General features: G+C 72.8%; 13 protein-coding genes and 1 pseudogene. 8 read left to right on the forward strand and 6 right to left on the reverse strand.

Annotated features, from left to right (window positions below; translation table 11 throughout):
• Positions 1-5 precede the first annotated feature (5 nt).
• Together ACZ6QO_RS05830 and ACZ6QO_RS05835 are read left to right on the forward strand one after the other, a co-directional pair.
• Positions 6-2,996 carry an AAA family ATPase gene (locus ACZ6QO_RS05830; protein ID WP_465848023.1) on the forward strand — a complete coding sequence of 997 codons (2,991 nt, stop codon included), beginning with the start codon at positions 6-8 and terminating at the stop codon, positions 2,994-2,996.
• A 499-nt stretch (positions 2,997-3,495) separates the two neighbouring features.
• Entirely contained in the window at positions 3,496-4,356 is an 861-nt protein-coding gene (locus ACZ6QO_RS05835) for an alpha/beta hydrolase family protein (protein WP_465848093.1), read from the forward strand.
• Between the two features lie 208 nt (positions 4,357-4,564).
• Here ACZ6QO_RS05835 and ACZ6QO_RS05840 read toward each other — a convergent pair whose 3' ends face one another.
• Entirely contained in the window at positions 4,565-5,578 is a 1,014-nt protein-coding gene (locus ACZ6QO_RS05840) for a phosphotransferase (protein WP_465848025.1), read from the reverse strand.
• Positions 5,579-5,679: 101 nt separating this feature from the next.
• Positions 5,680-6,453: an SDR family NAD(P)-dependent oxidoreductase gene (locus ACZ6QO_RS05845; protein ID WP_465848027.1), complete on the reverse strand. Its 774-nt coding sequence runs from the start codon at positions 6,451-6,453 to the stop codon at positions 5,680-5,682.
• 198 nt (positions 6,454-6,651) lie between these two features.
• On the opposite strand from ACZ6QO_RS05845, the gene ACZ6QO_RS05850 reads away from it, so the two are divergent.
• Positions 6,652-7,137 carry a GNAT family N-acetyltransferase gene (locus tag ACZ6QO_RS05850; protein ID WP_465848029.1) on the forward strand — a complete coding sequence of 162 codons (486 nt, stop codon included), beginning with the start codon at positions 6,652-6,654 and terminating at the stop codon, positions 7,135-7,137.
• A 157-nt stretch (positions 7,138-7,294) separates the two neighbouring features.
• On the opposite strand, the gene ACZ6QO_RS05855 is transcribed toward ACZ6QO_RS05850, so the two are convergent.
• Positions 7,295-11,503, reverse strand: coding sequence for a trypsin-like peptidase domain-containing protein (locus ACZ6QO_RS05855; protein ID WP_465848031.1), 4,209 nt, complete (start codon positions 11,501-11,503; stop codon positions 7,295-7,297).
• Positions 11,500-11,811, reverse strand: coding sequence for a CU044_2847 family protein (locus ACZ6QO_RS05860; RefSeq protein ID WP_465848033.1), 312 nt, complete (start codon positions 11,809-11,811; stop codon positions 11,500-11,502). The genes ACZ6QO_RS05855 and ACZ6QO_RS05860 overlap by 4 nt, the downstream gene beginning before the upstream one ends.
• A 583-nt stretch (positions 11,812-12,394) precedes the next feature.
• Between ACZ6QO_RS05860 and ACZ6QO_RS05865 the strand changes: the two genes are divergently transcribed.
• The 5 genes and pseudogenes from ACZ6QO_RS05865 to ACZ6QO_RS05885 all read left to right on the forward strand — a co-directional run.
• Entirely contained in the window at positions 12,395-12,985 is a 591-nt protein-coding gene (locus tag ACZ6QO_RS05865; protein WP_465848034.1) for a CHRD domain-containing protein, read from the forward strand.
• 161 nt (positions 12,986-13,146) lie between these two features.
• Positions 13,147-14,106: an AraC family transcriptional regulator gene (locus ACZ6QO_RS05870; protein ID WP_465848036.1), complete on the forward strand. Its 960-nt coding sequence runs from the start codon at positions 13,147-13,149 to the stop codon at positions 14,104-14,106.
• Positions 14,107-14,252: 146 nt separating this feature from the next.
• On the forward strand, positions 14,253-17,588 hold the full coding sequence (locus ACZ6QO_RS05875) for an ATP-binding protein (protein WP_465848038.1): 3,336 nt from the start codon (positions 14,253-14,255) through the stop codon (positions 17,586-17,588).
• A 99-nt stretch (positions 17,589-17,687) separates the two neighbouring features.
• Positions 17,688-19,202 carry an adenylate/guanylate cyclase domain-containing protein gene (locus ACZ6QO_RS05880; protein WP_465848039.1) on the forward strand — a complete coding sequence of 505 codons (1,515 nt, stop codon included), beginning with the start codon at positions 17,688-17,690 and terminating at the stop codon, positions 19,200-19,202.
• A 37-nt stretch (positions 19,203-19,239) separates the two neighbouring features.
• Positions 19,240-19,529: pseudogene (locus ACZ6QO_RS05885) on the forward strand (transposase); the annotation flags it as partial.
• 176 nt (positions 19,530-19,705) lie between these two features.
• On the opposite strand, the gene ACZ6QO_RS05890 reads toward ACZ6QO_RS05885, so the two are convergent.
• Together ACZ6QO_RS05890 and ACZ6QO_RS05895 are read right to left on the reverse strand one after the other, a co-directional pair.
• Positions 19,706-21,583: a GTP-binding protein gene (locus ACZ6QO_RS05890; protein ID WP_465848041.1), complete on the reverse strand. Its 1,878-nt coding sequence runs from the start codon at positions 21,581-21,583 to the stop codon at positions 19,706-19,708.
• A 322-nt stretch (positions 21,584-21,905) separates the two neighbouring features.
• Positions 21,906-22,844, reverse strand: a complete 939-nt coding sequence (locus ACZ6QO_RS05895; protein ID WP_465848042.1) for a hypothetical protein — start codon at positions 22,842-22,844, stop codon at positions 21,906-21,908.
• Positions 22,845-22,974: the final 130 nt, after the last annotated feature.

The raw sequence follows: 22,974 nt of genomic DNA on the forward strand, positions 1-22,974 counted from the left end.
AAGGCGTGTCCCTCGCGTCGTCACTCCCCGCGCGGGCGGTCGTCCTGCGCGGCAGAGCCGGCGAACAGGACGCCGTACGGCGACTGCTCGACGCGGCCCGCGACGGCTCGGGCGGCGCCCTGCTGCTGGCCGGCGGGCCCGGCATGGGCAAGACCGCGCTGCTCGACTTCGCCGCCGGGCAGGCGCGCGACTTCCTGGTGCTGCGCACCTGCGGCGCCGAGGCCGAGCGCCGCCTGCCGTACTCGGCCCTGCACCGCCTGCTCCGCCCCGTCAGGGACGCCCGATCCCAGCTCCCGCCGCCCCAGTCCGCCCTGCTCCACGCGACCCTCCACCTCGGCCCGCCGGATGCCGGCCGCGGCCCCGGTCCGGGGCTGGACGTCGCCGCGGCGGCTCTCGACCTGCTGGCGGCGCTGGCCGTCCGCCGCCCCGTCCTGGTGTGCGTCGACGACCTGCACCACCTCGACCCGGCGAGCCGCGATCTGCTCCTGTTCGCCGCGCGCCGCCTGTCCGGCGACCCGATCGTCATGCTGTTCGCCTCCCAGCGACCGCCCGCGCCGCCTCCCGCGGCGCGCGACCACGAACTCTCCGCCGGCGACCACGGTTTCGCCGCCCCCGATCACGGGCTCTCGGCCCTCGATCACGGGGTCTCCGCCCTCGACCACGGGGTCTCCGCCCTCGACCATGATCACGGCTGGACGACCGGAGACGTTCCCGTGCGCGTCCTCGGCCCGCTCGACGCGGCCGCCGCCGGGCAGATGCTCGACGATCTCGCCCCGGCCGGGCTCGGCGAGGAACCGCGGGCGTCCATCGAACGGGTAGCGCACGGCGTCCCCCTCGCCCTGGCCGAGCTGACGGACTCGCTCACCCCCGGGCAGCTCGCCGGCACACACGCGCCTCCCGCCTCCGTCCCGCCGGGCGGTCGGCTCTGGACCGCCTACACCCGTGCGCTCGGACGACTGCCCGCCGCGACGCGCACCCTGCTCCTGCTCATCGCCGCCGACCCCGACCTCGACATCCCCACCCTGATCCGCGCCGCCGAGCGGTGGCGCGACGACCGGACGGCGCTCCCCGCCGCGCCGGGACACGCGCTCGACCTGCTCGAACCCGCCGAGGACGCCGGCATCGCCGTGGCGTTCGACGGCCGGTACGCCTTCGCGGAGCCGGCGATGGGCCCGGTCCTCTACGCCGGGGCGTCCCTGGCGCGCCGGCGGGCGGCGCACCGCCTGCTGGCCCGCGTCCTCGACCAGGACCACCAGCGCCTGCGGCGGGCCTGGCACCGGGCCGCCGCCCTCGACGGCTCGCTCGGCGAACTGGCCGCCGAACTCGCCGAGGCGGCCGAGGCGGCGGGCCGGTACGACGGGCACCCCGAGCCGTTCGTCGCCCTGGAACGCGCCGCCGAGCTCACCGAACAGGGCGAGGTCAAGGCCGCGCGGCTCGCGTCGGCCGCCCACCACGCGTCCGTCTCCGGCCACCCGCAACGCGCCAGGGCGCTGCTCGCCCGGCTGTCGCCGCTCGAAGTGCCCGAGGAGATGCGGGGCCAGGCCGAACTGCTGCGCGGCAACCTCGAACTGCTCGGCGGCGAGACCGGCAACGCCCACGACAGGTTCCTGGCCGCCGCCGGATGGCTGCTCGACCGCGACCGCGCCCTGGGCGTGCGGGCCCTGGTCCGCGCCGCCGAGGCCGGTTACCTGGCCGGCGACCATCAGCGCTTCCTGTCCATCGCCCGCCGCGCCGCCGTGCTGCGCCGTCCCGACGACCGCCCGGCCATCCAGCTGATGTTCGAGTACCTGGAAGGGACGGCCGCCACCCTGCGGGGACGGCACGCCGAGGCCGCCGCGCCGCTGCGCCGCGTCCTGCACCTGGCGCCCCGGGCGGACGGCCCGGCCATGCTGGTCTGGGCCGGGGCCGCGAGCCTGCTGCTCGGCGAGGACGCGAACGCGCTCGGCCTCGCCACCAGGGCGGTCGAGTGCGCGCGGGGCCGAGGAGGCGCCTCGGCGCTGCCGCAGATGCTCTCGACCGTCATCACCGCCGAGATGTGGATGGGCAGGTACGGCTCGGTCACCCGTCACGCCGTCGAAGGGCTCAAGCTCGCGCAGGAGACCGGCCAGCACAGCACGGCGGGCCACCATCTGGCGTGGCTCGCGCTGGCCGCGGCCGTCCAGGGCGACAAGGAGACATGCCGTTCGCGGGCCATGGCCGCCCTCGAAGTCGCGGACGCCCATGGGCTCGGGGTCGCGGCCACCCTCGGCAACTGGGCGCTGGCCCATCTCGACCTGGCCTGCGGGCGCGTCGCCGACGCCGCCAACCGGCTGCGCGGCGAGCTGAGGCACGGCCACGTCGTGATACGCGTCATGGCGACCCCCACCTTCATCGAGGCCGCGGCGCGCACGGGGGAGAGGCAGGACGCCGTCGCGGCGCTGGAGGTGCTCGACCGCTGGGCCGGCAGCACCCACAGCGCCGACCGGCTCGCGCTGGCGGCGCGGTGCCACGCGCTGCTCGCCGGCCCGGGAGCGTCGGAAGAGCTGTTCCGGCACGCACTGGACCTGCACCACCGCGGGTCGTGCGAGTTCGAGACGGCCCGCACGCAGTTGCTGTTCGGCGGCGCGCTGCGCCGCGAGCGGCGTCCGGGCGCGGCAAGGGAACACCTGCACAGCGCGCTGGACGTCTTCGAACGGCTCGGCGCACGGCTGTGGGCGAGCCAGGCGCGCGCCGAACTGCGTGCCGCCGGGCAGAGCGTCCCGTCCGCCTCCGGGCCGGCCGAGGCGCCGGCGTCCCACCGGCTCGCGGCCGGGCGCGCCGCCGCCCGGCAGGCGCAGATCGCGCGGCTCACGGCGCAGCAGGCGCAGATCGCGCGGATGGTCGCGGAGGGCGCCACCAACCGCGAGGTGGCCGCACAACTTTTCATCAGCCCGCGCACCGTGGACCACCACCTGAGGAACATCTTCGCCCAACTCGGCATCCGCTCCCGCGTCGAGCTGGCCCGCCTCCTCTCCTGACCCGTGGGACGGTCACCGCCTTCCGCCGCGTCCCCGCCACCGCCGACGACCATCTCCGACGCGCGCCCGAGCGGCGCGGGTCGAGGAGGGGCAGGGCCGGGGGTGCGCCGGATGCCGGCGGAAGGCTGGTGATTTCGCCGATGCGCGGGTGACTCCGCGATTCCACAATTGCGGCAGTCAGTAGTCAGCAGAGCGGTCCGGCCCCCATTGACCTGCGGCGTTCCCCACGCGGGTCTCAGGCGCCCGGCCCTGTTCCGGCATCCGGGCGCCCGGCGCCCGGGCGGCCCGGGCCGGGGCCGGCCGCTCCGCTGGTCCCCCCACCGACAGGGAGCACACGAACGTGCAGCCACGCGAGATCCTCTCCCTCACCCGCCGCCCCGCCGTCACCTGTCCCCCCGCCATCACCCGCGGTTCCGGCGAGGCCACCCTCACCCGGCCGGACTCTCCCCCCAGGCCCGCCGCCGCCCGCCGGGCACCCAGGCGGCCCTTCCGAGCGCGACTGATCGTCAAGGTCTGCCTGGCGCTGGCCCTCACCGCCGGCGGCGGCGTCGCTTACGCCCCCGGCGCGCAGGCGGCCAGTCCCTACGAGCGGGGCCCCAATCCGACCGAGGCGAGCATCGAGGCGGCCCGCGGCCCGTTCGCGACGGCGCAGACCTCCGTGTCATCGCTGAGCGTCAGCGGGTTCGGCGGAGGCACCATCTACTACCCGACCGACACAAGCCAGGGAACGTTCGGCGCCATCGCCATCTCACCCGGGTACACCGCCACCTGGGCGAGCCTCAGCTGGCTCGGTCCCCGGCTGGCCTCCCAGGGGTTCGTCGTGTTCGGCATCGAGACCAACACGCTGTACGACCAGCCGGACAGCCGGGGCCGGCAGTTGCTCGCCGCGCTCGACTATCTGGTCAGGAGCAGCAGCAGCACGGTGAGGTCGCGCATCGACTCCTCGCGCCTGGCCGTCGCGGGTCACTCCATGGGCGGCGGCGGCTCGCTGGAGGCGGCGAACGCGCGGCCGTCGCTGCAGGCGGCCATCCCCATCGCACCGTGGAACCTGAACAAGGTCTGGTCGGGGGTGCGCGTACCCACCATGATCATCGGTGGCCAGGCGGACCTCATCGCCCCGGTGGCCACGCACTCGCAGCTGTTCTACTCGAGCATCCCGTCGTCGAGCGAGAAGGCGTACATGGAGCTCACGGCCGCCTCGCACTTCTTCCCGCAGACGTCCAACACCACGATGGCCAAGTACATGATCTCGTGGATGAAGCGCTTCATCGACGACGACACCCGCTATGACCAGTTCATCTGCCCGGCGCCGCGCAGTCTCGCGATCTCGGAGTACCGCGACACCTGCCCGCACAGCTGACCGGCGGCGCCACGACCGTCCTGCCATGACGGCGTGCACCCCCTCCCGACGGCGACCGCCAACGCGGCCGCCGTCGGCGTGTGCTCGCCGTCCACCGGTCCCTCGCCCCCGTCCTCTGCCGACCGGTGGACCAGTGCGCGGCGACCAAGGTCGACCGGGTGGTGTCCGCGGCGCGCCCGGCCGTGCGGGCGCCGTCGGGCCGGTGGGGTCAGGCGAGGGCGGAGATGCCGGTGAGCTGGGCGCGCAGGATCTCCCAGCCCTTGTCGTCGTCGAGGGTGCCTCGGTGTGGCCGCCGGAAGCGGGTGGTCTCCAGCGCGATGTCGGTGAGGTCCCAGCGGACGCGGTAAAGACGCAGCATCGCAGGCAGCGGCGCGACGCCCGTCGCGGCGGCGTAGCCGGCGAGGACGGAGCCGTCCCCCGGGTCGAGGTTCCACAGGTCGCGTTCGGGCGGCGCGATGAGCGCGGTCTCCCAGTCGATGAGCATCCAGTCGCCGGAGGCGGCCAGCATGGTGTTGCCGGGATGCGTCTCGCCGTGGGTGAGCACCATGCGCGACGGGTCGGCCCGGGCGGCGGCCACCAGGTCGTCGTACAGTCCGAGCAGCCGCCGCAACGGCGCCGCGTGCTCGGCGATCAGCGCCGCGGCCGGGCGCGCGTACGGGCCTGGCTCGTCGCCGCGGACCGTCTCAGGGGCGGGGGCGCCGCGCAGTGCCGCTTCCAGAACGTCGCGGTGGGCGATGGCGAAGTCGTCGGCCATGGCGTGGCGGCGGGCCGTGTGCGGCGCCGTGTGGACGGCGATGACCATGTCGAGGATGGCGCGCCGGTGGTCGTCGGAGGACTCGCCCCAGGCGAAGCTCCGCCCGTCGACGAACGGATAGAGCGCGACGCAGAATCGGTCGCCCGACCGTGCCGCGGGCTCGCCGCCGCGCGTGAGGACGGGTGCCACGGCGAACCCGTGCCCGTGGTCGCGCAGGGCGCGAGCGGTGGCGAGCGCGGACCGCAGCCTGCCGTACGCCGCGTCCAGCGGTTCGTCGCCGGACAGGGCCATGCCGTCGAGTTCGTCGATGGTGACGAACCACCGCACGCCCCCGGCGTCGCGGGCCTCCCAGTGGTGGCTGCCGAAGCCGACGGGCCGGTAGGTGAGCGAGACGACGTCCAGACCCCACCCACGGGCCAGCGCCGAGGCCAGAACGTCGTCCGTCAGGTCGCCGGGAGGGGTCAGCACGGTCACATGGTAGATCCGCCCTCCGGGCCGCCGGCCACCCGTTTTCCACCCCGGCCGCCCCTGCCCGCTTTTGTCGACGGCGGCGGAGGGGACGCGTCCGGTCAGGTCGCCTCGGGGTCGAGGCCGAGAGCCGCGCGGCCGCCGTCGACGGGGAGGACCGCGCCGTTGACGAAGCTCGCGTCGTCCGACAGCAGGTAGGCGACGGTCGCGGCGACCTCCTCGGGTCGTCCCACCCGGCCGAGCGGGTGGAGGCGGCGCATCTGGTCCTCGACGCGCCCGGCGGCCCGCGGATCCTGGCCGCGCAGGTACTCCTCGTACCGCGCGGTGGCGATCGAGCCGAGGGCGACCGCGTTGACGCGCACTCCCGAGGGGCCGTAGTCGACGGCCAGCGCGCGGGTGAGCCCTTCGACGGCGGCCTTGGCGGTGGCGTACGGCAGGGCGCCGCGGACGGCCCGCTGCGCCTGGTGCGAGGACACGTTGACGATCGCGCCGCCGCGTCCGGCCGCGAGGAAGCGGCGGACCGCCGTGGCGCAGCCCGCGACGGCGGGGCCGAGGTTCAGGTCGATGAGGCCGACGATCTCGCGCGCCGGGACCTCGTGCAGGGAGGCGTCGCGGAACACCGCGGCGTTGTTCACCCAGCCGGCCAGCGGACCGGCGGCCTGCGCCAGGTCGGCGGCACGCTCGGTGACCGACTCCTCGGAGGCGTCGCCGGTCACGGCGGCCACCCGCGGCCCTGCCGGATGCCCGCGCGTCCACGCCACCGCCGCGCGGTCGCGCTCGATGACGATGACCCGGCCGTCCCGCTGGAGGAGCCGCTCGGCGATCGCCCGGCCGATGCCCTGACCACCGCCGGTCACCACGTACGAAAGCCCCATGGTCACCCCCTCGATTGATCACAAACTACCCCGAAGCGCCGGTACATGTGCGGCCCGCCGGGCGCGGAGGAATCGACCGGAACGAGCGCCCCGCCGACGCCGGGGTCCGGTTTGCGCCCGGCGCTCGGTACCGTGGGCCTGGCAGCCGCCGCCCTCCGGCGCGCGCCCGTCCCGTCCCGCGACCCGGCGAGGAGACCGATGACGACCGACCAGGCCACGTTCCCCGTCCGTGCCGTGCCCTATGACGACCCGGACGCCGAGGCGCTGCGCCAGGCGATGGTGACCGAGATGCGGCTGCGGTACGCCGACCGGCTCGCCGACCCCGGCCACCTGCCCACGGGCATGGAAGTGCGGGCCGAGACGGTCCTGTACACCGGCGTCGCCTTCGACGCCGGACTGCCGGTGGGCCACCTCGTCCTGCGCCGCCTGGGCGAGGAGGTGGAGCTCAAGCGCATGTACGTGGCGCCCTCCCATCGCGGCACCGGAGTGGCGCGCGCCCTGCTGTCGGCGGCGGAGGAGGCCGCCCGCGCGGCCGGCGCGCGGCGGATCATCCTGCAGACCGGCGACCGGCAGCCCGACGCGGTACGGCTGTACGAGCGCGAGGGCTACACCCGCATCCCGATCTTCCCGCCCTACGAGTCGCTGGACTACTCCGCCTGCTTCGAGAAGCCGCTCGCCGGGTGATCCATCCCCACGGCCAGGGCGAGGCCCGTCGCGGGGCGGCGCAATCTCCCCGTTGTCCCCATTTCCCTACCGGATTGCGCGGCGAGCCGTTCACTTCTCGCATGGTCCGGCTTTCGCGACGTGCGCGAGGGAGCTCGCCGGACGTCGGGTGACACGGTCACGCCGGAGGTGGTGCGCCTTCCGATCGGAGCCACGACGCGGAGGACGCGTGCGACGCGGAGGACGCGTGCGACGCGGAGGACGCGTGCGACGCGGAGGAGGCGCCGTACTCGATCACCGGGGCGAAGCGTATGGCGAGCACCCCTGCGGTCAGGCCGACGGCCAGGAGGTCACCGGTCCAGGCGAGCGTGGCGGCCGGGTGGTGGACGGGGATCACCAGCGACCGGTGCCCCGAGGTGTCCCAGACGCGTACCGTGCGGTCATAACTGCAGCTCACGAGCAGGGGATGCTCCCCGTTCCGGTCAAGGGGGCACATCGCCGTGATCGTGCTGGTGTGCCCGTGCATGACCGTGCGACAGGACCCGGTGCGGGGGTCCCAGACGCGGACGGTACGGTCGTCGCTCCCCGTGGCCAGCAGCGCCGGCGCCTGGGGTCGGGGGAGGACGCACATGGCCGAGACCGAGTCGGTGTGCCCGGCGAGGACCGTCAGGGTGGTCCGGGTGGACGGGTCGCGGACGACCACCGTCCCGTCCACATGGCCGGTGACCAGATACGTCACGCCGCCCAGGCCGGGGAGGCCGCACATGGCGGAGACGCCGAGGGACGCCGGCTCCTCGTCCCGCAGATCCCAGAGGTACTCCTCCCTCCGCCGGGTGAGGTCCCACAGGTCGATGATGGACTCCCCGGCGCTGGCGGCCAGCAGTACCGTCCCGTCGGGCAGAGGCAGCGCCGACATGACGTTGATCTCGCCCACCCCGTGCAACTGGGCCGGCAGGACCTCCCGGGCGACCGGGTCGTACACGTCGATGAGCGCGACGCCGCTCCGGGTCACCGTCCCGACCGCGAGGACGGCGGAGCCGTCGTTCCGCGGCACGGCGTGCAGCGCGGTGACCTCACGCCCGCTGTCGAGGATCCTGTCGACCACCTCGCCGGTGGTCACGGCGCGCAACTGCACGGGCTCCCGGTGGCCGCTGGTGGCCAGCACCGTGTGGTCGCCCATCGGGAGCGCGCACATGGCCGCGACCGCCGTGTCGTACCAGTCGCCGTCCTTGTCCGGGCCGGCCGCCGTGCCGACGTCCCAGATGCGCACCGTGCCGTCGTCGCCGCCGCTGGCCAGCAGCGGGCTGCCGTCCGGCTGCGGCACGGCGCACACTGCGGTGACCATGGTGGTGTGGCCTTCCAGGACGAGGTGGTCGTCGCCCGTCTCGCTGTCCTGGACGCGCAAGGTGCCGTCGTAGGAGCCGACGGCCAGCAGTGGCGCGCCGTCCCGCAGGGCCAGTACGCACATCGCGGTGACGTCCTCGCCGCCCCGCAGCACGCGGTCCGTCAGATCAAGGCCCGCGACCTGGATCGGGCCCGACTCGCCCGCGGCGACCAGGACGCCGCCGCCGGGCCGCGGCAGCACCGCCATGGCGGTGACCCCGCCGGGGCGGTGCATCAGCGTGTCGATGTGGCGTCCGGTGTCCGGTTCCCACAGGTGTACGGCGCCGTCGTTCCCGCCGGTCGCCAAGAGCGCGGCGCCGCCCGGCCCGGGAAGCGTGCACAGGGTGGTGACGCCGCCGTAGTGCTGTGCCGCCCGGCCACGGCGGCGGCCCGCCACCGGGTCCCAGAGATCCACCCCGCCGTCGTCGCCGCCCGCGACCAGCAGCCTGCCCTCCGGCGTGTCGAGTACGCACAACGCCGCCACGGCGCAGCGGAAGCCGTCGAGCCGCGCCCGTTCGGCGCCGTGGGCGATGTCCCACAACCGGATGCCGCCGTCCTGGTGACCGGTGGCCAGCATGGTCGTTCCGTCGGGATGGCCGAAGGCGCACATCGTCGTGACGGCCGCGGAGAGGTCCTCCACCGTGACCAGGCAGCGGCCGATGGCGGCGTCCCAAAGGCGCAGTGTCCCTTCTTCGCCGCCGGTGGCCAGCAGTGCGCTCCCGTCGCGGGCGAACAGCACGCACATCGCGGTGATGGGCTGCGTGTGCCCTTCGAGGACGCAGATCTCCATCCGCGGTGCGGTCGAGGCCCAGGCCGCCTGGTACGGCGGGGACCGGAACGCCAGATCCGGTGCGAACGGCAGGCCCTCCAGTTTCGCGGTGACGCTGAGATGCCCCGCCCGCGCGTCGGGCGATCCCGACAGTGCCTGTGGCGTGAGCCGCAGCAGGCGGACGCGGTCGCGTGCCTCCTTGCCCGCCGCCCGCCACCCCAGCGGCATCAGCCGCAGCAGGTCCACGTACAACAAGTACGTGTCGTCGGTGAACAGTTCGTCCAGCATGCCGGCCTGCTCGGCATGGTCGGGCAGCGCGGTGACGAGATAATCGGCGGCCTTCGCCCACGATGTGGCCCGTCCATGGGCGAGGAGCGTCCGGGTGATGGCGCGTTCGTCCTGCCCGGCGGGGAGCAGGGACGCCCGCGCGGACAGCAGCGCGTCGTTCAGCGCCTGGTGGAAGAGGCGGAAGACCTTGGCGGCCCCGGTGCCGCTGGACTCGACCAGGAAGTTGGCCGCCGACGATCGCGCGAAGGTCAGCAACTGGTGGGTGGAGGGCGCCGGTTCACCGAGCGCTTCGATGAGCAGACGCCACAGCTCGGCCGGCGCCCCCGGGGCTCTGGCGAAGGCGAGCGCCGTCAGCGCGGTCCGCGGTGACACGCCGGCGACGGACTGGAGGCGGTCGAGATAGACGTCGAGCGTGTTGTTCACCGTTGGGATGAAGGAGATCTCGGCGGGGTCGACCGGGACCCGGTCGTACTGGCCGTGCGCCCGGGCGACGAGGCCGGCGATGAGGAAGTTCCGGTCGGAGGCGGCGGCGATCTGCGCGGCGACGGGCCAGGCCACGGTGTCGTCGGCGTACGGACTGTCCGGGCGCTCGTCCCCCAGGAGCTGAAGGGTGGCCATGGCGTAGTCGGCGAGGTCGCCCTCGGCGAAGTACCGCGGATCGTCGAGGTCGACGATCTCGACGGTGCGGTCGAAGACGTCGAGCAGGTCGCCTCCGTCGTCCCGCCGCCGCGTGCCGACGACCACCTGAGCGCCCAGGTCGGCGCAGGTCGAGGCGACCGGGAGGAGGATCGCCCGGATGATCTCGCGGGCCTGTGCGGGGTTGACGGCCTCGTCGAGCGCGTCCAGCACGATGTTGAACCGGGACGCGCCGCGCTCGGTGAGCGCGTCGCGCAACGCCGGAGCGAGATCGTCGACGCGCTCGGGGATCGCGGCCGAGGCCGCGCGGGCGATCTCCTTGGCGACGTCGAGCGCGGTCTTGCCCTTGGCATGGACGGCGCAGGCGACCGAGCCCGGCGACGCCAGGACGCTTCGGTCGTCTTCGGGCAGTTCGGCGCGCAGCGAGGCGTCCGACGTGGTGACCACCCTCCCCAGCACGGCCGACTTGCCCACCCCGGGCGAACCGGTCAGGACGAGGATGCGGCGGTCCGGGACGTCGCGGTCCAGCCGGCGGACGATCATCGTGAGGGCGGCCTCACGCCCGCGGAAACGGTAGCCCCGCTCGCTGTCGATGGCCACGCCTCGGGCACGCGGCCGCCAGTGCCTGCCCGCCTCCGGGTCGTCGACCAGGCTCCACCCCCAGGAAGCGAGGGCTAGGTCGCCGGCCTCCTTGGCGGTCCACTCCGCCAGCACGCGGAGCTTGGCGTCCGGCAGGCACAGGTCGGCCTGGTGCAGTGTGATCGCCTGCCCGTCGCCCCTGTCGTTCGCCTGGCCGACGATCCCCACCACGGCCGAGTATTCGGGGGACCACAGCCCGCCGCCGCTGAAGCCGGGCTCCAGCAGGTAGCGTGACCCGGTGTCCAGACGGACCCAGCCGTAGGCGAGGTCCTCGCCGACCAATCCGTGCGCCGAGCTGCCGCGTGGATCGTTGCGGGGGAAGCCGAAGGCCCACCACGGCTGTGCCACCAGGTCCTTCGGCCGGGGGCATCGCAGCGGGGCGGGCGTCACACCGGAGGGGACGTCCTCGTCCAACTCCAGCACCGCCAGATCGGTGATCAATGACGTGTCGGCCTTGACGTCCACCACGCGGCGCTGTCGCCCGGGCGCGCCGTCCGACTTGGGGAAGGCGGCCCAGAGCTGCTCGCGGACGCCCGCCGGCCCGGTGATGACGTGAGCCGCGGTCAGGATCCGGCGGCCGTCCAGGACCACGCCCGCCCCGATGGGGCGGTGATCGGTCCGCGATCCGTGGAGCGCGACGATCCAAGAGTCGGAAGCGGGGCCGGTGGTCATCGGGGGGCGGGACGTCCCTCCGGCTTCCAGGTGAGGGTGATCTCGAAATTGCCCTCGGTAGCCGCCTTGGCCACCAGCCAGTTCGCGGTGCCGGTCACCTTGACCCCGAACTTCACCTGGACCTCCTCCGGCGCCAGCTCGCGGACCTGGTCCAGGACGACCTGCGCGGCCCGCACCGCCGGCGCGACGGACTCCTTCACCCGGGCCACCACCTCCCCCGCGCCGGCCGGATGGAAGCCCGGCGGTGGCTCGATCTCGAAATCGACCGTGACCCCGCCGTCGACGCTGTAGCTGACCACTTGTGCCACCCGCGACTCCGTTCCACTCCTGGCTCGAATGCCATTTCAGCGCAGAACGGGCCGTCGCGTCGATGGGTTCCCGCTCTCCTCGCCACGCGAAGCTCCCAGGCGGTCCGGAGGCGGCGGTCCGATCAGGGATGTCGGGGTTGTCAGCGGCTGGGCGATGCCGGCGTCGCGGGCAGGTGGACGCCGGCTGTGCTGGAAGTGGCTTGCATCCGCAATGCAGGTTGTATGGACTTGACGATTACTGGACGGAAAGTGAACTCCGTAACGTCCAGAAGCTTCTCCGACGGCTTTCGGCGCCGAATTCGCCATTAAGGACATCGCACTCGGCGAGCGCGGCGAGCGGGTCGAGTGAGTCGTTCGTTGACGACGAGTGGACGCTCACTGGATTTCTCGCAGATTCGACATGTGAGGCCGGTCGGCCCCCAGGTCGGCGGCGCTTTCGCGGTCGTGGAGCGGTGATCGACGTTTCCTGTGTCATTGATCACAGGCCATTCTTGCATTTGCCCTTGGAGCGACCACTATCGTGGAATTCACCGTTGCGGCGGAAGAATGCCGCGAGGGACCGTTGAGAAAGAAGAAGGGCACGATGAAGAAGTCGACGCAGGTGGCAAAGGGCCGGATGTCGTGGCGGCGTGGGTTGGGGAGCGCGGCGGCGGGGGCGGTCGCGGTCGTGGCCGCCGGCACGATGATCGCCACCCCCGCGGCCGCCGCATCCCGGCCCGCCACGGTGACCGCGGCCTCCGCCGCGCACGGTCACACGCACGGTCACGCGCACACGACCGGCACGGCCAGGAGCTACTACTTCGCCGCTGGGCTGCTCGGTGAGAACGAGGTGCGCGAACCGGGCAAGAAGGTCGACGACCCGAACGGCCTGGCCATCGCCAAGTTCCGCATCAAGGGCAACCGTTTCTACTTCCTCGTCCAGTGGAAGAAGACCGGCAGGCCCACCGCCTTCCACATTCACCGGGGCAAGGCCGGTGTGAACGGCCCCGTCGTCATCGACCTGCTGTCCAAGGGCAGCATTCGCGGAAACACCGCCTTCGGCTCCGTTCTCGTCCGGAGCAGCCTGCTCAGGGACATCAAGAGGCACCCGAAGAACTGGTACGCCAACATGCACACCGCCGAGTTCCCCGACGGCGCGGTCCGCGGCCAGCTCCGTAATGGCCACCACTGGTGAACCGCTCCGCGGCGGGGCACTTCACCGAAGGGTGAAGTGCCCGCCCGGCGCGGCCCGTTCTCGTCCTCCTGCGCCCCGCCCGCGCGTCAGCCCGTTGATACGCTGGCCGGACCGGCCCTCGTCATGTCAGGACACCATTCGCGGGCGCAGGGGGGCTCATCATGGCGACCTCGGAGCTTGAGCACCGCGTGAGCGCGGCCGACCTGGTCTCGGCGCTCGCCGCGCGCGCGTCCGAGGCCGGGGGCAACGACGGCGGCTGGCCCGGCCTGACCCTCTACCGCTTCGACGAACCGACGGCGCCCGCCTGGGAGGAGATCCGCACACTGTCCCTCGGCATCGTCGCGCAGGGCAGCAAGGCGGTGATCGTGGACGGCAGGCGCTACGTCTACGACCCGTTCCACTACCTCGTGCTCGGCGGCAACCTGTACTTCCAGGCCGAGGTCCTGCAGGCCAGCCCGAGCGAGCCGTTCCTGTCCTTCGCGCTGGAGATCGACCCGGCGCTGGTGCGGAAGATCTCCACCGGCATGCTCGGCCCGCGGCCGGGCGCCTCCGACCCGGTCGCGGAGCAGGACGAGGCCGAGCGCTGCGTCGTCTCCCCGCTCGATCCTGAGCTCATGGCGGCGGTCCTGCGGTTCCTGCGGGCGCTCGACAGCGGAGCCGATCGGCGGGTACTGGCGCCGATGTGCGTCGAGGAGATGGTCTACCGCGTGCTGCGCCGGGAGCAGTTCTCCCGGATGCTGCACATCGCGGCCAGGCAGACCTCGCACAACCCGATCTCCGCCGCGCTCACGTTCGCACGGGCGCACTACGCGGAGCCGCTGACCGTCAATGACCTGGCCAAGCAGGTGGCCCTGAGCCCATCGGCGTTCTCGGCCCTGTTCCGCGAGGTCACCGGCCGTTCGCCGTACCAGTTCCTGAAGGAGTACAGGCTCGAGCGGGCGCGCGAGCTGCTCGTCGACCGCGACAGGAGCGTCGCCGAGGTGTCCCGTCACGTCGGCTACGCGAGCGTCTCGCACTTCATCAAGGAGTTCCGCAACCGCTTCGGCCGCACGCCGGGAGCGTACGCCGACGCATGCGACGTGGCAGCCGGGCTGCGCGGGATGCGCTCGGACGCCGAGTAGGCGCCCGGCGGGGGCGCCTGCTCAGGCACGGGCGGAATGGGCACTGATCGAGCAGGAACGCGGTACCCGCCGGCTTCGCGGTCCGCTTTACTGTCCAGCTCAGGAGATCCGCGAGCAGCCGTCCCGACGAGCAAGGTGGTACATGCGTGGCCGTTCCCATCCCCGCCATCGGTGGCGATGGCGAGGACCGATCGGCCACGGACGGGGCGGACGGCTCTCTGTTCTTCCAGATTCTCGGCCCGCTACGGCTCTGGCGGGACGGCGCCGAGCTGCAGGTCGGCCCGCGCCAGCAGGCCTTCCTGCTGGGCCTTCTGCTGGCCAGGGAAGGGCGGCCGACCAGCACCGACGAGCTGATCGACCTCATCTGGGCCGACGATCCGCCGGCCAGCGCGCTCAATGTCATCCACAAGTACGTCGGCTCGTTGCGCCGCCTGCTGGAGCCCGCGCTCACGCCGAGGGATTCCGGCTCGTACCTGCAGCGGCACGGCAACGGGTACCTGTTCACGGCGGGTGAGGGGGAGCTGGACCTCGTCATGTTCCGCGACCTGGCCGAAGCCGCCGGCACCGCCTCGGCCAAGGAGCGCCACGAGGAGGCTCTCGGCCTTTACGCGGAGGCGCTGGGACTCTGGCAGGGGTCCGCGGGCGAAGGGCTGAGCCCCGGGCCGGCCGCGACGCCGATCTTCGCGAGACTCGACGGCCGGTTCTTCGAGGCGTGCACGGCGGCGGCCGAGCTGGCCGTGTCGCTGGGCCGTCCGGAGCGAGTGCTGCCGCCCCTGCGCCTGGCCGCCGAGATGGCGCCGCTGCACGAGCCGGTGCAGGCGAGCCTCATCGCCGCCCTGGCGGCCGCCGGTCAGCAGGCCGAGGCGTTCTCGGTGTTCCACGCCGTCCGTGCTCGCCTGGCCGCCGACCTGGGAATCGACCCCGGCCAGGCCCTGACCGCGGCGTACCGGCGGGTGCTGGACCGGCGGCCGGCGGCGACCGCGACCCAGGCCGTCCGGCCGCCGGCCGCGGACGAACCGGTGCCTGTGCCGTCGCGGGCCGCCGCGGGATCCGGCACACCGTCCGGAGGCGTCCTGGTGGGCCGGGCCGAGGAGCTGACGGCGCTGCGGCAGGCGATCGATCCGATCTTCACCGGAGGCACCGGGCTCGTCGTCCTGGAGGGCGAGCCGGGGATAGGGAAGACCCGCCTGCTGGAGGAACTCGCCGCCGAAGCGGATCGGCGGGACGCCGGCGTCGTCTGGGGCCACTGTCTGGACGGTGAGGGGACGCCGTCCATGTGGCCGTGGGTGCAAGCGGTCGGCAAGGTGCTGGACGAGCTGCCCGGCGCGTCCCGGGAGGAATGGCTCGCCGGCGAACTTGGCCAACTCCTCGCGCGGGACGGCCGACTCCTCGCGCAGGACGGTCATCTCCCCACGCAGGACGGTCATCTCCCCGCGCAGGACGGCGATGTGCCCTGTAAATCGATGGCGGCCGACGGCCATGCCCGGTTCCGCCTGTTCGAGGCGACCGTCGCAGTGGTCGGCCAGGGCGCGGCGCGGCGGCCGCTGCTACTGGTGATCGACGACCTGCAGTGGGCGGACACCGCGTCGCTGCGCCTGTTCGGTCACCTGGCGGCCCGGCTGCCGGCCGGCACCGCGATCATCGGAGGGCTCCGCGACCGCGCCCCCGCGCCCGGATCGGCGCTGGCGCGGACGCTGGCCGCGGTGAGCCGGGTGCCCGGCCATTACCGCGTCCGCGTCGGTCCCCTCGGCCCGGCGGAGGTGGCCGAGCTCGTCCGCCGTGAGACCGGAAGGGAACCGGAGCCGGGCGCCGTCCGCGGCTTCCGCACCCGCACCGCCGGCAACCCGTTCTTCGTCCGGGAACTGGCCCGGCTGCTCGCCGACGGCGGCGTGATCTCCGAGGACGCCGTGGCGCGGGCGGGAGTGCCCTCCACCGTGCGAGACGTCGTCCGCGACAGGATGACCGGGCTCGACGACCACGCCAGGGACCTGCTCCAGATCGCCGCGCTGATCGGACGGGACGTGGACCTGAGCCTGCTCGCCGACGCCGCCGCCCTCGACGTGCTGACCTGCCTCGATCGCCTGGAGCCCGTGGAAGCCGCCGGCCTGCTCGAACCGGCGCCCGGAGACCCGTTCTCGTTCCGCTTCCCGCATGATCTGATCCGCGAGTCGGTCGCCGAGACCACGCCTCCGGGACGGGCGATCCGCCTGCACCTGCGCGTGGCCGACGCCCTTGAGCGCACCGGGCCATCCTGCGACCATGCCGCCGAACGCGTGGCCCACCACCTGTGGGCCGCCGGCCCGCTCGCCGATCCGCGCAGGACCGCGGCGGCGCTGGTGCGCGCGGGCCGTCACGCGGCCGCGAAGTCCGCGCTGGAGGCCGCCGAGCGGCAGCTGCGCTCGGCCGTCCGGGTGGCGCGGACGGCGAACCTCGCCGAGCTGGAGTTGTCCGCCCTGTCCCAGCTGATCGCGGTCGTCGGCATGCGTTCCATGTACGGCGCCTCGGCGGTGGGACTCCTGGAACGGGCCGAGCGCCTGGCCCGGAGTCTCGACCGGGAACTCGACGCCACCGTCTTCCTCTACTCCCGCTGGATGGCGCACGCCCAGGGTCTTGAGACGGACCGCGGCAGGCCGCTCGCGCGCCGGTTGCTGCGCCAGGGCGAGGCGTCGGCCGAGCCGCTGGTGCGCGCGTACGGCCTGCAGGCGTGGGGGTTGCAGCGCTTCAGCGACGGGAACATGGACGAGGCCTACCGCCGCCTCAGCGAGGCGAGCCGGATTCTGCTGACCCGCGTCGTCCGGCGCGAGGAGGATCCCGTCTGGTACGACCTGAAGCTGCTGATGATCGGGATGCTCGCGGAGGCGACCGCGATGCACGACGACGCCGACGGCGCGCGATCGCTGCTCGACCTGCTGGAGGCCTCGGGCGACGACCCGTTCACGGTCACGGTGTGGGCCGCCCACGCGGCGAGGACGGAGGCGGTGATCGGCGACCCGGTACGAGCCCTGCGCGCGGCGGAACGGGGGATCGCCGCGGACCCTCGGTTCTCCTTCGTGTTCCTCGGCACCTACCAGCGGCTGGTCCGGTGCTGGGCGCTGGCCATGACCGGCACGGATCCGGCCGGCGCGGCAGGGGAGGCCGAGCGGCTCATCGCCACCAACCTCCTCGACCCGCCGCGGGCGAGCGTCTCGGCGTTCTACGGGCATCTCTGTGAGATGTGGCTGGCCGCCGGGGCGCTCGACGAGGCCGCCGCGGCCCTCGACCGGGCCGACTCCTGCCTCGAACTGTACGACCAGCGCTACGCGGAGGGCCTGATCCTCCTGCTGCGGGCGCGGCTGCTGCTGGCGAGAGGGGAACCCGTCGCCGAGGTCAGGGCCGTCGCCGAGAGGTGCCGCACGCTGTCCGCCGAACGCGGCACCCATCTGTTCGCGCGGCGCGCGGAGGAGTTCCTGGCCACGCTGGACGACCGGCCGGCCGTCCGGTGACGGAAATGAGCCTCTCGGCATCCGGCGACCGAACCAGACCGCCGAACTCAATGACTCAGCGAATTCATACAATTACCCTGAGTTATCTAGAATGCGGGAGTGACCTCCTCCGAACCTCCCACCGGCCGGCTCGCGCCGGGCGGTTTCGATCTCGCACAGGACGTGTCGGGCGGGCTGCCGCTGACACTCGTTGAGCTGTGGCTCGCGAGCGCCCGGCGCGCGGCCGACGCGCGCGAACTGCTGGCCGGGCACGCGGTCCGCGGCTACAGCGTGGTGTCGGACTCCGCCGGCCTCACCAAGGTGAGCGAACGCCTCGGCCTTGTGGAAGTGCTGGCGCTCATCGACCGGCCCAAACGCATCCTGTACCGGCACTGCGCCGCCGCCGGCGGCCGGGCGGTGGGCGTCTGGGCTGCGGACAACGCCCAGATGTTCCACCCCGCCTCCACGGACGCGGCGGCGCTGCTGTCCACCCTGCTGCGGGTGCGCGACGAGATCGAACGCCGTTGCCGCATCCGCGTCGGCATCGGCGTGCACTTCGGCGAGTTCTACGACCTGCCCGGCGGCCTCCACGGCGCCGACGCCGACCTGATCGAGAACCTCGCCGAGAACCACACGCCAGGCGGCGAGATCACCGTCACCCAGGCGGTCATCGACCGGCTACCAGCAGGCCACCCCTTCACCCTGCGCCCCAAGCCCGATCCAACCGAACGAGGTACGGGCAGGCCGAATCAGGACGGTCAAGGTCGGGTCAAGCAGCACACGAACGAGCAGACCACAGACAGCCCACCCGCCCCCACCTCCCGACCACAGGACACCCCGCACGCAGACCTCTCACCCCCCGTCCACCAGGTATCGGACGGCCCGCACGCAAACCTCCCGCGCCCCGTCCACCAGATATCGGACGGCCCGTGCGCAGACCTCTCACACCCCCTCCACCAGGTATCGGATGGTGGCCCGCACGCGGGGCTCTCACACCCCGTCCACCAATTGTTGGACGGCCCGCGCGGGGACTTCACGCGGCCGCCCGAGGGCGGCTCGTACCCCATCCCCTACTCGTCGGACTTCTACGCCGACCTCCTGCTGTTCGACCGGAGTCCGCAGGACGCCGGGCTCGCCGAGCGGCTCGCCGCCCGGCACCTGCGGCGGCGCACGGTGGTGCTCGCCGAGCGCGACACCGTGCCGGCCGAGACACCCGACCTCGCGCTGCTGCACGGACTGACCCTGTCGAACGTGATGAGACAGACAGGGCTGCGCCTGCTCCCTTCGACCGGCGCCATGGAGGTCAAGGTCGCCGGTCCGCTGGCCATCTATCTCTTCGACGATCCGGCGCCCGCCGTACGCTTCGCCGAGCGCATGCGGGCGGCCCTGGCCGAGCAGGAGATCGCTTGCCGCATCGGGGTGGACACCGGGCCGGTGCTGTCCGGACAGATCCCCTCCGGCGGCCGGGACATCGCCGGTGCGCCGGTCAACTTCGCCTCCAAGATGACCCAGGACCTCGGCAGCCCAGGCCACGTCTATCTCAGCGCGGCCGTGCGCGAGCACATCGACCCCGACGGGTACGAGCCGATCCGGCGCACCGTCTCCGGCGTCACCATGACCTTCTTCGAAGGCTGAACCACCCTCCCCACGGGCGCCCAGCCACGACCTTTCGAACGCCTGGAAGGAGTTCATCCCGTTCTGGACCACGACCTGGAGATCGTCCAGGTGCTGTGCAGCCCAACGCCATCAAGTCGCTCAACGCCCCGTTACCGACAGGCGATCAAACCTCCGGCCACTTCCCCTCCGGGCAGGCAGCATTGAAGTAGATGCCTCTACCTCGTCACCCGGTCACTGGACCCGGCTGGTCAAGGCCGGACCCGATGGGCCGTGCGACGGAAGCCGGCCCTCAACGCGTTCTCCATCACCTTCGACGACCGGTTCCCGGCCGCTGAAACCCGCTAACCCGAAACGCCGGAAACACCTGCGACGAGATGGACCTCCCTCGCCGCACGGGCCGCCCGATGCGGCTGTTCACTCGTTGGGGCCGGATGTGATCGGCGCCGGGTCGGCAGGTCGTGGTACGGCGATGTCGGCGCCGCTGTGCGGTGCCCGGCCCGGCGTACGTGCGTGGCATCGGGCTAGGGAACGTGGAGTGACTTGACGCGTCGGTCGCCGGAAGGTTGTGACCACCAGACGCCCTGGCCGTGGGTCAGGCCGGCCAGCAGCGTTTCGAACTCGTGCACTGTCCGTACGGGTATGTGTCCTCTGACCAGCCATTCCTCCCGGTCGGCGATGGTCTCGGCGATGTCGGCGCCAAGGGCGATCAGCCGGGTCGTGACCTGGCTCAGCGACTCCGCGGGGATCTCCAGCTCGAAGCGGTGCAACGGCTCGTACAGCACCGTGCCCGCCGCTCGCAGCGCCTCCATCAGCACCAGCCTCGTCCTGGCACGAAAGTCGCCCGCCGTGCTGAGCGGGGCGACGAAGCCTGTTCTGGTCAGGGTCACGACGATGTCGGTCACCGGCCAGCCGGACAGGCCGCTGCGCAACGTGGGCTCGACCGTCTCCTCGATCGCGCGCTGGAAGGCGAGCGGCAGCGAGCCGAGTTCGACGTCCCGCACGTAGGTGAGCCCGGAGCCGTTCCCGCCCGGCTCGACGCGCAGGCCGACGGTGGCCCACAGGTCGTTGCGGCCGTGCCTGGAGACCTCCTGCAACGCCTCTCCGACGCCCGCCGGGCGTTCCAGGTACACCACGCTGCTCGGCGCGAAGTCCGCGGCCACTCCGAAGTCCCTGGCCAGGGTCTCCTCGATGACCTCCTTCTGCACCTCCCCGTACAGCAGCACCGAGGTCTGGCCGGTCTCCAGCGTGCGGGTGCCGATGAGCGGATCCTGCTCGGCCAGTGCGGCGAGCGCCGCGTGCAGGCGCCCCTCCTCGCCCGGAGTACGCGGGGTGACGACGGTCTCCAGGGTCGGCGGCGCGAAGTGCGCCTGTTCGGCGGGGTCCTGCGGGCGGCCGAGCCGATCGCCGACCCTGATCTCCGGCACCCCCCAGATCTTGACGATGTCGCCCGCCGTGGCGGTCTTCGCGCCGGAGCCGACCACCTGTACGGCGGTGGGCCGTCCCTGGTACTCCTCGCCGCGGCGGAAGAACGCCACCCGGTGGCGCGCCCGCAGTTCGCCGGAGTACATGCGCAGGTAGGCGACCTTTTCCCCGGTCAGGCCGCGCTCGATCGCGAACACGGTGCCGCAGGCGTCGCCGGCGGCGTCCCCAGCAGGGCCGGCGGCGTCCCCGGCAGGAGGGAGCAGGCGGATGCCGGTCAGCAGGTCCTCTACGCCGTGGCCGGTCATGGCCGAGCCGTACACCACCGGATGCAGCACGCCGTCAGCGCACTGCTGGGCGACGGCCTCCCATATCCGGTCCAGATCGGGCGTCCCGCCCTCGATGAGGCACTCCAGGAGTCCGTCGTCGTTCTCGGCCAGGACCTCGGCGGCCTTGGCCCGCCGCAGCTCCCGCCTGGTGCGGGCGCCGGGAGTACCGATCAGGTCGACCGTGTTCAGGGCGAGGCTGCATGGCGAGAGCCACCGGCGGATGTCGGAGAGCAGCTCACGCTCCCGCGCCCCCGCACGGTCGATCTTGTTGACGAAGATCAGTGTCGGCAGGCCGAGCCTGCGCAGCGTCTTCATCAGCAGCCTGGTATGCGGCTGGACGCCCTCGACGGCCGACACGACGAGGATCGCGCCGTCGAGCACGCCGACCGCCCGCTCCACCTCGGCGATGAAGTCGGCGTGGCCTGGTGTGTCGATGAGGTTGACCCGCAGACCGCCGATGGTGAAGGTGGCCACGGCGGTGCGGATGGTGATGCCGCGCCTGCGCTCGATGGCGCCCGAGTCGGTCTGGGTGCTGCCGTCGTCCACACTGCCCAGCCGGCCGATGGCGCCGGTGTGGAACAGCAGCCGCTCGGTGAGGCTGGTCTTACCCGCGTCTACGTGCGCGAGAATGCCGATGTTCAGGGTGTGCATGCGTCGTCGAACCCTCGAGAAGTCTCGTGCCGATGGGGCGCTGGGACATTCCGAGAACTCGCCGCATCGCATGCTCCTGGGTGGTCGACGATCAGTGCGCGGCCATCATGCCACCGCGCGCCGCCGACGGCGAGGGATTATCCGGCCGCGACACGAGAATCCCCTGCTCACAGCCGCTCACGGCCGGCACCGATCGAGGCGCCGGCCGTGAGCAAGGGGGAGAACAATTTGCGGGCGCGGGCACGGGTATCCGCGCGGCTCGCGTCACTCGCGCGGTCCGCTCGCCGTCTCCGGACCCGCCCGCGGCGGGGGCTACACGTCGCTAACCGCGGAACGTGAAGTAGCCTTCGATGTCGGCCTGCAGGTAGCCGTGGAACTTCGGGGCCTTGCCGGCGGCGGCCCTCGTGGCGGTGACGATCGTGATGACCACGTAGTTCTGGGAGTCGTCCCAGCGCATCTTGCCGTAGGCGTAGCTCGTGTGGACCCGGTCCCGTCGCCACTTGAGCGCGTTGGATGAGAGTTTCGCCAGCCGGGTGACGGCGGCCTTGGCGTCGCTGTCCGTGGGGAAGGCCAGCAGCAGCTGCACGGCCTTGAGGTTCCCGCCGTAGGCCGAGTAGGCGACCTGAACGGCGTGGTCGCAGTTGTTCCTGGTCAGTACGCCCTTGACGTCGATGGGGGCGCAAGAGTCGTAATCCCAGCCGCCGACCTTTTCGGCCGAGTAGCTGACGCTGCCGAGCCGGAACTTCCAGTCGTGGAACTCCCGGTGGCTGATCGGTGATCCCGGCTCGACGCTCCGGCCCTGCGTCTCCGTCCGGCTGGGAGCCGGGGTGGGGCGGGCCGTCTCCTGAGCGGGCGAGTCGGAGGAGGAGGGGTCGGCGCTCGGAGGTGCGCTCTCGGACGGCGACGCGCTGGAAGACACTTCCACGGCGACGTTCCGCGCCGGCCGGGCGTTGGCGAAGTAGGTGAACGCGATGATCGCCCCGCCGCCGAGCAGCACGACGGCGAACCCGACGATCAGCCCGACGAGCAGGCCCTTGCCACCCTTGGCGGGCGGCGGGGGAACCTGCGTGCCGGGCAGCGGGTAAGGATTCTGCGGGTAAGGGTTCTGCTGGTACGGCCCCGCATTCCCCTGGTACGACCCTGCGTTCCCCTGGTACGGCCCCGAGCCCTGCTGGTACGGCCCCGCCCCCTGCTGGTACGACCCCGGGCCCTGCGGATACCCCCCTGCGTTCGGATACGATCCCGCGTTCGGGTACGGCACAGCGTTCGGGTGCGGCCCGGCGTTCTGCGCAGGCGAACCTGCGTCCTGCGGGTACGCTCCCGCGTCCTGCTGGTATGGCCCCGTGTCCTGCGGATACGGGGTCGTCTCCTGTGGATACGGCCCCGCGCCC

This window comes from Sphaerisporangium sp. NPDC049457, from assembly GCF_055586705.1.